10 protein-coding genes are annotated in these 12,723 nt (G+C 71.4%); all 10 read left to right on the forward strand.

Features of this window, described 5'->3' with window-relative positions; translation table 11 throughout:
• The first annotated feature begins 288 nt into the window (after positions 1 to 288).
• The gene (locus tag ACFV0Q_RS13980; RefSeq protein WP_008738981.1) at positions 289 to 1,308 is read left to right on the forward strand and encodes a rod shape-determining protein; all 1,020 of its coding nucleotides are present in this window, start codon (positions 289 to 291) and stop codon (positions 1,306 to 1,308) included.
• 190 nt (positions 1,309 to 1,498) lie between these two features.
• Complete coding sequence (mreC, locus tag ACFV0Q_RS13985; RefSeq protein WP_385004850.1) at positions 1,499 to 2,443, forward strand: rod shape-determining protein MreC; 945 nt, start codon at positions 1,499 to 1,501, stop codon at positions 2,441 to 2,443.
• A 12-nt stretch (positions 2,444 to 2,455) separates the two neighbouring features.
• Positions 2,456 to 3,151 (forward strand): rod shape-determining protein MreD, encoded by a 696-nt coding sequence (gene mreD, locus ACFV0Q_RS13990; RefSeq protein WP_385004852.1) that lies wholly within the window; start codon positions 2,456 to 2,458, stop codon positions 3,149 to 3,151.
• 13 nt (positions 3,152 to 3,164) lie between these two features.
• Entirely contained in the window at positions 3,165 to 5,342 is a 2,178-nt protein-coding gene (gene mrdA / locus ACFV0Q_RS13995; protein WP_385004854.1) for a penicillin-binding protein 2, read from the forward strand.
• 7 nt (positions 5,343 to 5,349) lie between these two features.
• Positions 5,350 to 6,549 (forward strand): rod shape-determining protein RodA, encoded by a 1,200-nt coding sequence (gene rodA / locus ACFV0Q_RS14000; RefSeq protein WP_385004856.1) that lies wholly within the window; start codon positions 5,350 to 5,352, stop codon positions 6,547 to 6,549.
• Positions 6,550 to 6,629: 80 nt separating this feature from the next.
• The gene (locus ACFV0Q_RS14005; protein ID WP_385004858.1) at positions 6,630 to 8,189 is read left to right on the forward strand and encodes a CHAD domain-containing protein; all 1,560 of its coding nucleotides are present in this window, start codon (positions 6,630 to 6,632) and stop codon (positions 8,187 to 8,189) included.
• Positions 8,190 to 8,264: 75 nt separating this feature from the next.
• A complete protein-coding gene (locus tag ACFV0Q_RS14010; protein WP_385004860.1) occupies positions 8,265 to 10,187 on the forward strand; it encodes a TIGR03960 family B12-binding radical SAM protein in 1,923 nt (640 codons plus the stop codon).
• 126 nt (positions 10,188 to 10,313) lie between these two features.
• The gene (locus ACFV0Q_RS14015; protein WP_385004862.1) at positions 10,314 to 11,363 is read left to right on the forward strand and encodes a hypothetical protein; all 1,050 of its coding nucleotides are present in this window, start codon (positions 10,314 to 10,316) and stop codon (positions 11,361 to 11,363) included.
• 127 nt (positions 11,364 to 11,490) lie between these two features.
• Positions 11,491 to 12,270, forward strand: a complete 780-nt coding sequence (locus ACFV0Q_RS14020) for a TIGR03936 family radical SAM-associated protein (protein WP_385004864.1) — start codon at positions 11,491 to 11,493, stop codon at positions 12,268 to 12,270.
• A gap of 232 nt (positions 12,271 to 12,502) precedes the next feature.
• On the forward strand, positions 12,503 to 12,723 hold a 221-nt coding region (locus ACFV0Q_RS14025; protein WP_385004866.1), incomplete at its 3' end, for a hypothetical protein.

Raw genomic sequence — 12,723 nt, forward strand, 5'->3', positions numbered from 1 at the left:
TCCTGACGAGACATCAGCCAAATAGCGCTCATGACCTGGGGCGACCGAAGTAATTTCGGTCGCCCTTCGGTATAGCGGGCCGCGACCGGGAACGCCTGGACAGGACACGACGTCACCACTAAGGGGGCGGGTATCCGTTCCGGCGGGATTGCCGGAGTCCCGTCGCGCGGTGTCCGCACTTGCGGCACTACGATGGGGCCTCCACCCACACACCCACCTCGCCGACCTGACAGCAGCCGCTATCAACTGGAAGGCCAGACGCTCCTCATGGGGAACAAGGGGAACAACATGTCGTTCATCGGCCGTGACATGGCGATCGACCTCGGGACCGCCAACACGCTGGTGTACGTGAGGGGCCGGGGAATCGTTCTGAACGAGCCGTCCGTGGTCGCCATCAACACGAACACCGGTGGAATTCTCGCGGTCGGCTCCGAGGCGAAGAAGATGATCGGCCGGACGCCCGGCAACATCGTCGCCGTACGGCCCCTCAAGGACGGCGTGATCGCCGACTTCGAGATCACCGAGCGGATGCTCCGGTACTTCATCCTCAAGATCCACAAGCGCCGCTACCTGGCGCGTCCGCGCGTGGTGGTCTGCGTGCCCTCCGGCATCACCGGAGTGGAGCGCCGCGCGGTCATCGAGGCGTCCACGCAGGCCGGCGCCCGCCAGGTGCACATCATCGAGGAGCCCATGGCCGCCGCCATCGGCTCGGGCCTGCCCGTCCACGAGGCCACCGGCAACATGGTCGTGGACATCGGCGGCGGCACCACCGAGGTCGCCGTCATCTCCCTCGGCGGAATCGTCACGGCACAGTCCATCCGGGTGGCCGGCGACGAGCTGGACAACGCGATCATCCAGCACATCAAGAAGGAGTACTCGCTGCTCCTCGGCGAGCGCACCGCCGAACAGATCAAGATCACCATCGGGTCGGCGTACGACCTCGACAAGGACGAGCACACCGAGATCCGCGGCCGCGACCTGGTCTCGGGCCTGCCCAAGACCGTCGTGATCTCGGCCGCCGAGGTCCGCAAGGCCATCGAGGAGCCGGTCAACGCCATCGTCGACGCGGTCAAGACCACGCTCGACAAGTGCCCGCCGGAGCTCTCCGGCGACATCATGGACCGCGGCATCGTGCTCACCGGCGGCGGCGCCCTGCTCCGCGGGCTCGACGAGCGGCTGCGCCGCGAGACGGGCATGCCGATCCACATCGCGGAGGACCCCCTCGACTCCGTGGCCCTCGGCTCCGGCAAGTGCGTCGAGGAGTTCGAAGCCCTCCAGCAGGTCCTGGACGCCCAGCCCCGGCGGTGATCGAATCCCCGTCAAAGGGGCATGCGGAACACAAGGATCCGCCGTACGGGTGCTACCGCGCCCGTGCGGCGGATCGTTGATATACAGGCACAGTCCGGTGCGTGCCCCGGCTCCACCGGAGCGGCTCCGCCGCAGGTGTTTCTACGGCTCCGCCGCATGGGTTTCTACGAGGAAGGCACGGCCGCCGCACGTGAGGGACACACGAGAGAGCCGGCTGCTCCTGGTGCTGCTGATCGCCATCGCGTTCGCTTTGATCACGGTGGACATCAGAGCGGGCGAGGAGTCGCCGGTCGACGGTGCCCGGCAGGCCGCCGCAGCGGTCTTCGGTCCGGTCGAGAAGGGCATGGCGACCGCGGTGGATCCGGTCGCCAACGCCATAGGGGCCGTACGCGACTCCGGCGAGCGCCACAACCGGATCGCGACGCTGGAGCGCGAGAACACCGCGCTCAAGGCCAAGCTGGGCAGCGACGACCAGACCCGCAGCCGGATCCACGAGCTCGACGAGATGCTCAAGCGGGCCGGCGCCGGACAGTACGGGATCAAGGGCGCCGAGGTCATCGGGATAGGAGCGGCCCAGGGCTTCTCCTGGACCGTCACCATCGACGCGGGCAGCAAGGACGGCATCGAGCGCGACATGACCGTCCTCAACGGGGACGGACTCGTCGGCCGCGTCGCGACGGTCGGCCCCGACACCGCCACCGTGGTCCTCGCCAACGACCCCGACTTCACCGTCGGGACCCGCCTGGAGAAGACCGGCGAGCTCGGCTTCGCCACCGGTCAGGGCGACCGCGCCCTGTCCGTGCAGATGCTCAACGGCAAGGCCAAGGTGAACCCGGGCGACCGGCTCGTCACCTTCGGCTCCCGCGGCAACAAGCCCTTCGTGCCGGGCGTCCCGATCGGCGAGGTCGTCAAGGCCGACCCCTCGCGCGGCGACCTGACCCGCACCGTCTGGGTGCGGCCGTTCGTCGGATTCTCCCGCCTGGACATCGTCGGCGTCGTCGTCATGCCCCCGCGCGAGGACCCGCGCGACGCCGTCCTGCCGCCCAAGCCCGAGGCACCCAAGCCCACCCCGACGGTCACCGTCACGGTCACCCCGTCCGCGTCCGCCGGCCTCGCCAAGCCGGCCGACGAGTAGGAGCCGATCACCATGCGCTTCAACCGGATCCTGCTGTCGGGCACGCTCGTCGCCGTCGCGCTCGTCATCCAGGTCACCGTCCTCGGCCGGCTCCAGCTGCCCGGGGCCGTCCCCGACCTCCTCCTGCTCACCGTGGTCGCGCTCGCCCTCGTCTACGGGCCCGTCGGCGGAGCCCTCATCGGCTTCGGAGCCGGGCTGCTCGCCGACCTGGCCCCGCCCGCCGACCACGCCGCCGGGCGGTACGCGCTCGTCCTGTGCCTGATCGGCTACCTCGTGGGCCTCGTCCGCCCCGACAACGGGCGGTTCCGTTCCGCCTGGGGGCCGATGCTCACCGTCGTCGGCGCCGCGATCTCCTCCACCCTGCTCTACGCCGGTGTGGGCGCCCTCGTCGGCGACACCGCCGCCCGGCACGTGGGCCTGGCCGGGCTGCTGTTCACCGCCACCCTCTACGACCTGCTGCTCGCTCCCTTCACGGTGCCGTTCATCATGGCCCTGGCCCGGCGCGCGGAGAACGACCCGATGGCCGTCGAAGCGGGCGGCGGACCGCCCCAGGGCAAGGACGTGTCCTCCGGCTGGCTGGCCGGCGGCACGGGCCTGCGCATCGGCAGCCAGCGCGGTGGCCTGCGGCTGAGGAACGGGCGGGGCCGCGCCAACCGGGCCGGCCGCATAAAGGGCGTCAAGGGCGTGAAGAGCGTCAAGAAGCTGTGACGGGGGAGCAGTCGTGACCAACATTCCGGAGACCGGCCGCACCCCCCGGGTGCAGATCCGGCTCGTCATCCTGCAGGTGCTCGTCTTCTCCCTGCTGTTCACCCTGGGCGGCCGGCTCTGGTACCTCCAGATCCGCAACGGCCAGGAGTACTCCGACGAGGCCAAGAACAACCACGTCCAGCAGGTCGTCCAGCCCGCCGTCCGCGGCTCGCTCCTCGACGCCCGCGGCGTTCCGCTGGCCGACAACGAGACCCGTCTCGTCGTCTCCGCCAGCCGCACCGAGCTGATGAAGATAAAGGACAAGGGCAAGGGCGTCCTGACCCGGCTCGCCGGGGTCCTCGACATGAAGCCGCAGGACGTCATGGACAAGGTCCGCCTCTGCGACTCCAAGACCCCGCAGCCCTGCTGGAACGGCTCCCCGTACCAGCCCATCCCGGTGACCCTGGAGGCCACCACCCAGCAGGCCCTCCAGATCCGCGAACGCCCCGAGGACTTCCCCGGCATCACCGCCGAGCCCACCGCCGTACGCCGCTACCCGGCCCCCGGCGGCGCCAACACCGGCCAGGTCCTCGGCTACCTCTCCCCGGTCACCGACGACGAGATCATCAAGGCGAAGAACACGAACTCGCCGTTCCTGCGCTCGGACCAGGTCGGCCGCTTCGGCCTGGAGCGCACCTACGACAAGGAACTGCGCGGCAAGTCCGGCGTCACCCGCTACGAGGTGGACAACCTCGGCCGCGTCATCGGCGAGGCCGCCAACGACCCCGCGGTCCCCGGCGCCAACGTCGTCACCAGCATCGACTCCCGCGTCCAGGCCGTCGCCGAGTACGAGCTCAACGCGGCCATGGTCGAGGCGCGCAAGCAGATCGACCGCAACACCGGCGTCCCCTACAAGGCCGACGCCGGCGCCATCGTCGTCCTGGAGTCCAAGACCGGCCGGGTCGTCGCGATGGCCTCCAACCCGACCTACGACCCCAACGTGTGGGTCGGCGGGATCTCCGGCAAGGACTACGCCAGGCTCACGGCCAAGGAAGCCAACGTCCCGCTGATGAACCGGGCGATCCAGGGCCAGGCGGCTCCCGGCTCCATCTTCAAGGTCATCCCGACCGCGGCCGCGGTCAACGCCGGATACAAGTTCGACGGCGACTACCCCTGCCCCAGCTCGTACTCCATCGGCGGCCAGGTCTTCAAGAACTTCGAGTCCCAGGGCCACGGCAGCATCACCCTCGGCCGGGCCCTGGAGGTCTCCTGCGACACCGTCTTCTACGCCCTCGGCCACCAGCAGTGGCTGAAGGACGGCGGGCTCCATCCGGTGAAGAACCCGGCGCAGATCTTCTACAAGACCGCCCACCAGTTCGGCCTCGGCGCGGAGACCGGCGTGGACCTGCCGGGCGAGGAGAAGGGCCGGGTCCCCGACCGCGAGTGGAAGCAGAAGTTCTGGGAGGCCAACAAGGACCAGTGGTGCAAGACCGGCAAGAAGGGCGGCACCTACGTCGAGCTGCTGTCCTACGAGAACTGCCTCGAAGGCAACCTCATGCGCGCCGGTGACGCCGTCAACTACTCCATCGGGCAGGGCGACACGCTCGTCACCCCGATCCAGATGGCCACCATCTACGCGGCCATCTCCAACGGCGGCACCCTGTGGAACCCGACCATCGGCAAGGCGGTCATCAGCGCCGACGGCAAGAAGGTCGAGGAGATCCAGCCGAAGGCCCACGGCAAGCTGCCCATGACCGAGGAGACCCGGTCGAAGATAGGAGAAGCGCTGGAGGGCGTCGCCACCCGCGGCACCGCCGCCTGGCGCTTCGGCGGCTGGCCGCAGAAGGAGATCCCGATGCACGCCAAGACCGGCACCGCCGAGGTCTACGGCAAGCAGACGACCTCGTGGTTCGCCACGTACACCGAGGACTACACGATCGTGATGACGATCTCCCAGGGCGGCACCGGCTCCGGCGCCTCCGGTCCCGCGGTGCGCAACGTCTACAACGCCATCTACGGCCTCGACATGGCCGGCAAGCAGGACCCGAAGAAGGCCCTGCTGCTCAAGCCCGAGGCCAAGCTGCCCACCATCCAGCCCGACGGCTCCATCGACGCCCCCGAGGTCAGGCCGTACGTGCCGCCGTCGCCCGAGGACTCGGCCCCGCCCGCCCTCGCCGGACCGCCGGCCCCGCCCGCGGCCAGGCAGGACTGAGGCCCCGATGCAGACCGCGAACAAGTTCTCCGTCTCCCGGTACGCGCCCCGGCGCGGCCCCGTGGCCAAGCTGACCGCGCGGGACTCCGTCGTGCGTCGGCTCGACTGGCCGATACTGCTGTCCGCGCTCGCGCTGTCCTTCATCGGCGCGCTGCTGGTGTGGTCGGCGACCCGCAACCGCACCTCGCTGAACCAGGGGGACCCGTACTACTTCCTCCTGCGGCACGCCATGAACACCGGCATCGGCCTCGTGCTGATGATCGGCACCGTCTGGCTCGGGCACCGCACCCTGCGCGGGGCCGTGCCGATCCTGTACGGGCTCTCGCTGGTCCTGATCATCGCCGTGCTCACCCCGCTCGGCGCCACCATCAACGGCGCCCACGCGTGGATCGTGATCGGCGGCGGGTTCTCGCTCCAGCCCTCCGAGTTCGTGAAGATCACGATCATCCTCGGTATGGCCATGCTGCTCTCCGCCCGGGTGGACGCCGGCGACCTCGCCCACCCCGACCACCGCACCGTGGTCAAGGCCCTGTGCCTGGCCGCCGCCCCCATGGGCATCGTCATGCTGATGCCCGACCTCGGCTCCGTCATGGTCATGGTCATCATCGTGCTCGGCGTGCTGCTCGCCTCCGGCGCCTCCAACCGCTGGGTCGTCGGCCTGATGGCCTCCGGCGCCGCCGGGGCCATCCTGATCTGGCAGCTCGGCGTCCTCGACGAGTACCAGATCAACCGCTTCGCGGCCTTCGCCAACCCCGAGCTCGACCCCGCCGGCGTCGGCTACAACACCAACCAGGCGCGCATCGCGATCGGCTCCGGCGGGCTGACCGGCTCCGGGCTCTTCAAGGGCTCGCAGACCACCGGCCAGTTCGTCCCCGAGCAGCAGACCGACTTCGTCTTCACCGTGGCCGGCGAGGAACTCGGCTTCCTCGGCGCCGGACTGATCCTGGTGCTCCTGGGCATCGTGCTCTGGCGCGCCTGCATGATCGCCCGCGAGACCACCGAGCTCTACGGCACCATCGTGTGCGCCGGGATCATCGCCTGGTTCGCCTTCCAGGCCTTCGAGAACATCGGCATGACCCTCGGCATCATGCCGGTGGCCGGGCTCCCGCTGCCCTTCGTGTCCTACGGAGGATCGTCGATGTTCGCCGTCTGGGTCGCGGTCGGGCTGCTCCAGTCCATCCGGGTGCAGCGCCCCCTGTCGGCCTGATCGAGGCCGTGCGGGGGCCGCTTTCCGCCGGAGCGGGAGGCGGCCTCCCGCCGGCCGCCGTTCCGGACTAGATTCGGTTCATGGCGGACACCAAGCGCGAGATCGAGCGGAAATTCGAGTTCACGCACGGCGACGGCGACGGCGGTGAACGGGGCGGGAAAACCGGCGCCGACGGACAGCGCCGGCTCCCGGACCTGACCGGCACCGCCGGGATCGCCGACGTGAGCGACCGGGGCACCGTCCACCTCGACGCCGTCTACTACGACACCCCCGACCACCGGCTCGCCGCCGACGGCGTGACCCTGCGGCGCCGCACCGGCGGCGAGGACGCCGGCTGGCACCTGAAACTCCCCGTCGCCCCCGGCGTCCGCGACGAGATCCGGGCCCCCCTCGCCGACACCCCGCCCCGCTCCCTCACCGCGCTCGTCCGCTCCCGCGTCCGCGGCGCCGGGCTCGAACCGCAGGTCAGGCTGGGCTCCACCCGTGAGGTCAGCCACCTCCTCGACGCCGACGGGAACCTCCTCGCGGAACTGAGCACCGACGCGGTGCGGGCCGAGCGCGGCACGGCCGTCGCCGCCTGGACCGAGGTCGAGGTGGAACTCGCCGACGACGTCGACCCCGCCCTCCTCGACGCCGTCGAGAAGCGCTTCCGCAAGGCCGGGATCCGGGTCAGCGACGCCCCCTCGAAGCTCGCCCGCGCCCTCGCCGAGACCGGGGCCGAACCGGCGCCCGCACCCCCCGCCGCGGAACTCCCCGAGGGCACGGCGGGTGCGCACGTGCTCGCGTACCTGCGCGAACAGCGCGACGCCCTGATCGCCCTCGACCCCGCCGTCCGTCTCGACGTACCCGACTCCGTCCACCGGATGCGGGTCGCCACCCGGCGGCTGCGCAGCGCGCTGGCCACCTACCGGCGGGTCCTCGACCGCACCGCCACCGACCCGCTCCGCGACGAACTGCGCTGGCTCGCCGCCGAACTCGGCGCCGACCGCGACCGCGAGGTCCTCCTCGAACGGCTGCGCACCCACATCGGAGAACTCCCGCGCACCCTGCTCCACGGCCCCGTCCGCGCCCGGCTGCGCACCTGGAACGCCGCCCGCCGCTCCGCCACCCGCCGCCGCGCCGTCGCCGCTCTCGACAGCCCGCGCCACCTGGCCCTGCTGGGCGCCCTCGACGCCCTGCTGGCCGACCCGCCGCTGCGCGCCCCCGCCGCCCGCACGGCCGCGGGCGTCCTGCCGAAGGCCGTACTGCGCGACTGGGACCGCCTCGCCCGCCGGGTCGGCGCCGCCCTGGCCCTGGAGCCCGGCGAGGAGCGCGACCGGGCCCTGCACGACGCCCGCAAGGCCGCCAAACGCGCCCGGTACGCGGCGGAGGCTGCCGCCGCCGCCCTCGGCAAGCCCGCCCAGCGCCTGGCCAGGGCCGCCAAATCGGTACAGAGCGTGCTCGGCGAGCACCAGGACGGGGTCGTCGCCCGCGAAGCCCTGCACGGCCTCGCCCTCCAGGCGGCCGGCGCGGGGGAGTCCGCCTTCACCTGGGGCGTGCTCTACGCCCGCGAGGAAGGCCTGAGCGCACGGAGCGAACAGCAGCTTCCGGACATCTGGAGCGACGCCGACGACCCCAGGCTGCGGGCCGCCCTCAAGTGATCATGTGGGCGGGCGGGAGCCGCCCTCGGGGTACGCTTGAGAGTCGCCCCCTGCCCGCTTCACGAAAGTCGCGTGATGTCCGAGTCGGTCTTCCCACAGCTCGAAGCTCTGCTCCCGCATGTGCAGAAGCCCATCCAGTACGTCGGTGGTGAGCTCAACTCCACGGTGAAGCCCTGGGAGTCGTGCGACGTCCGCTGGGCGCTCATGTACCCGGACGCGTACGAGGTGGGGCTGCCCAACCAGGGCGTCATGATCCTCTACGAGGTGCTCAACGAGCGCGAGGGCGTCCTCGCCGAGCGCACCTACTCGGTGTGGCCCGACCTCGAAGAGCTGATGCGCGAGCACAAGGTGCCGCAGTTCACCGTCGACAGCCACCGCCCGGTCGGCGACTTCGACGTGTTCGGCCTGTCTTTCTCCACGGAGCTGGGCTACACCAACATGCTCACGGCCCTCGACCTGGCGGGCATCCCGCTGGAGGCGAGGAACCGTACCGTCGACCACCCCATCGTCCTCGCGGGCGGCCACGCGGCCTTCAACCCCGAGCCGATCGCGGAGTTCATCGACTGCGCGGTCATCGGCGACGGCGAGCAGGCCGTCCTCGACATGACCGGGATCATCCGCACCTGGAAGGCCGAAGGCCGTCCGGGCGGCCGCGAGGAAGTGCTGCTGCGCCTCGCGAAGACCGGCAACGTCTACGTGCCCGGTTTCTACGACGTCGAGTACCTGCCGGACGGCCGCATCGGCCGTGTCGTGCCGAACCGCTCCGGCGTGCCGTGGCGCGTGTCCAAGCACACCGTCATGGACCTCGACGAGTGGCCCTACCCCAAGCAGCCCCTGGTCCCGCTCGCCGAGACCGTCCACGAGCGCATGTCCGTGGAGATCTTCCGCGGCTGCACCCGCGGCTGCCGTTTCTGCCAGGCCGGCATGATCACGCGCCCCGTGCGGGAGCGAAGCATCACCGGCATCGGCGAAATGGTCGAGAAGGGCCTGAAGGCGACCGGCTTCGAGGAGGTCGGCCTGCTGTCGCTGTCCTCCGCGGACCACACCGAGATCGCCGACATCGCCAAGGGCCTCGCGGACCGCTACTCGGACGACAAGGTGGGCCTGTCCCTCCCGTCGACCCGCGTGGACGCCTTCAACGTGGACCTGGCCAACGAGCTGACCCGCAACGGCCGCCGCTCGGGCCTGACCTTCGCCCCCGAGGGCGGCTCCGAGCGCATGCGCAAGGTCATCAACAAGATGGTCTCGGAAGAGGACCTGATCCGGACCGTCTCCACCGCCTACGGCAACGGCTGGCGGCAGGTGAAGCTGTACTTCATGTGCGGCCTGCCCACCGAGACCGACGAGGACGTCCTCCAGATCGGTGACATGGCGGTCAACGTCATCGCCAAGGGCCGCGAGGTCTCCGGGCAGAACGACATCCGCTGCACGGTCTCGATCGGCGGATTCGTACCGAAGCCGCACACCCCGTTCCAGTGGGCGCCGCAGCTGTCGGCGGAGGAGACGGACGCCCGTCTCGGCAAGCTCCGCGACAAGATCCGCGGCGACAAGAAGTACGGTCGCTCCATCGGCTTCCGCTACCACGACGGCAAGCCCGGCATCGTCGAGGGCCTGCTCTCGCGCGGCGACCGCCGCATCGGCGACGTCATCCGCGCCGTGTACGAGGACGGCGGCCGCTTCGACGGCTGGCGCGAGCACTTCTCGTACGACCGCTGGATGCGGGCGGCGGAGAAGGCGCTGCCCGCCTACGGCGTGGACGTGGCCTGGTACACCACCCGCGAGCGCACCTACGAAGAGGTGCTGCCCTGGGACCACCTGGACTCCGGCCTCGACAAGGACTGGCTGTGGGAGGACTGGCAGGACGCCCTCGACGAGACCGAGGTCGAGGACTGCCGCTGGACCCCGTGCTTCGACTGCGGCGTCTGCCCGCAGATGGACACCCACATCCAGATCGGTCCGACGGGGCAGAAGCTGCTGCCGCTGTCGGTCGTGAAGTGATCCGGGACCCGCTGAATCCGGCCTGAGGCCACCACGTGTGCCCCCACCGTCAACGGTGGGGGCACACGTGTACCGGCACCCCGGCGCAACGGACTTGGCGGTTCTGGTGTCCTTAGCCGTATGCACATGGAAAAGCCGCAGCACGCACCCGGCGCCGAGGGGTGTCTGGTAGGGGTCCTCCGGATTCCGGTCAAGATCGTGGCCGTCCTGGTGGTCCTGCCCGTACGCGTGGTCTGGGACCTGCTCGCCGCCTGCGCCCGGATGCTGAACCGGCACGTCCTCGGGCCGACGGGGCAGGGACTGCGGTGGCTCCGCGCTCACGTGTTCCGACCGGTGCTGCGCGGGCTCGGCCGGGTCGCCGTGACCCTGCTGATGCTGGTCTTCGTCTGGCCGTGGGCAGGCCTGTGGCGCTATGTCCTGACTCCGGTCGGGCACGGCCTGCTGTGGCTGGGGCGCGGGGTGGACACGTACCTGCTGCGGCCGCTGTGGCGGTACGTACTGACCCCCGTCGGCAGTGCGCTGCTGACGTACCTGCTGAGGCCGCTGGGCGAGGGGCTCGACCGGGTCCTGCACGTGGCTGGCCGCTACCTGCTCCTGCCGCTGGGCAAGGGCGTCGCCTGGGTCGCGTGGGCGCTGGGGATGACGCTGTTCGTGTGGCCGTGGGTCGCGCTGTGGCGGTACCTGCTCGTGCCCGTCGGGATCGCGGTGGCCTGGCTGGGGCGGGCGCTGTTCGTTTGGCCGTGGGCCGCGCTCTGGCGCCACGCCGTCGTGCCGGTCGCGGCGGCCGCGTACCGGTACGTGCTGGCACCCCTCGGCCGGGCGGCGTACGCCTGCCTACTCGCGCCCCTCGGGCGGCTGCTGGCCGGGGCCTGGCACGTGGCCGGCCGGATCAGCCGGGCCATAGGACGCGGCTTCGTCTGGCTGTGGCGCGGGCTCGTCGCACGGCCCTGGGCCTGGGTCCGCCGGCACGTCGCCACCCCCGTCGGGCACGTCGTCCGCGAGGTCTGGCGGGCCGGCCGCGCCGCGGTGCGCGAAGCCCGGGCCGAGGTACGGCGCGCCCTGTTCGGGTGGCCGCCCCGGGAACCGGCGAGGTCACGGGCGCGTACTCTGGGTAGTACGACAGCCGTAGGCAGCGCGCCCGCTCCCGAGATCTCCCTGCACGAACCGCAGGGGTGAGCCGGAGGCGGGGCGTGGCAGCCCGGCCCCACGGACACTCAGGGCGACGCGCGAGCCGCGACGCCCCGCACAAGGAGAAGAACCACTGGGCAAGCGACAGCCCGAAGGCCCGCCTCCCGCACCGGTGGTGCAGCGCATCCGACTGCGCTACACCAAGCGTGGCCGCCTCCGGTTCACCAGCCACCGAGACTTCCAGCGCGCCTTCGAACGCGCCCTGCGCCGCGCCGAGGTGCCCATGGCGTACTCGGCCGGCTTCACCCCGCACCCCCGGGTCTCGTACGCGAACGCCGCGCCCACCGGCACCGGCAGCGAGGCCGAGTACCTGGAGATCGCGCTCGCCGCGCCCCGCGACCCCGAGAAGCTCCGTGCGCTCCTCGACGAGTCGATGCCGGTCGGGCTCGACATCATCGACGCCGTCGAAGCCCGCACCTCCGGGCTCGCGGACCGGCTGACCGCCTCCGTGTGGGAGCTGCGCCTGGAGGGCGTGGACCTCGCCGACGCCGAGCGGGCGGTGGAGACCTTCCTCGCCGCCGAGACCGTGGAGGTGCAGCGCCGGACCAAGAACGGCGTGCGCACCTTCGACACCCGAGGCGCGGTCGTCACTCTGGAAGCCCTTCCGGTCCAGGCTGATAGGCCGCTGGACAATGCCTGTGCGATACTGCGCCTGGTTGTTCGGCATCTGACACCTGCCGTGCGACCCGACGACGTCCTGTCCGGTCTCCACGCTGTGGCCGACCTGGCGCCGCCGGTCCCCGCAGCGGTGACCAGGCTGGCGCAGGGGCTCTTCGACGAGGAGTCCGGCACGGTGACCGACCCGCTCGCGCCCGACCGCGAGGCTGTCACGGCCGCCCCACCCACGGCCGCCGTGCCCGCCGACGCGAAGGCGCCGGAAGGTCCCGCCGCGTAGGGATCGTCGTCGTCGCGCCGCCCTGGCACTCGGGAGCCACCTGGGTCGGGCAGCGCACAGACCTGAAGACTTCCGCCAGGCCGTACGGACAACACGTACGGAACCGGCGGCCATGGACTACAGCTCCCGTGTGGCGAACGCGCCCCGGAGGCCGGTTCCGCGTTCATTGCGCGGAGCCGTGCCGGACCGGACGTCAGCCGCGGCGCCCGGGAGCGTGACGGGAGAACCCCGCATGCTCAACACCGAAAACGAGAACACCCCCGCCGCCGACAGTGGCAGCCCCAGCGACAACCTGCCTCCGCGCAGGCGTCGCCGCGCGGCGTCCCGGCCCGCGGGCCCGCCCGGCGGCGCTGCCGCCGCCCCGGAGGCGCCCGCCGCCGAGGCCGCGCCCGTGGTGGAGGAGGCTCCGGCCCCCGCCGCCGCTCCGCGTGCCCGTCGTCGTGCCACCCGCGC

Origin of the sequence: Streptomyces sp. NPDC059564 (genome assembly GCF_042735575.1) — a bacterium.
Classification (GTDB): domain Bacteria; phylum Actinomycetota; class Actinomycetes; order Streptomycetales; family Streptomycetaceae; genus Streptomyces.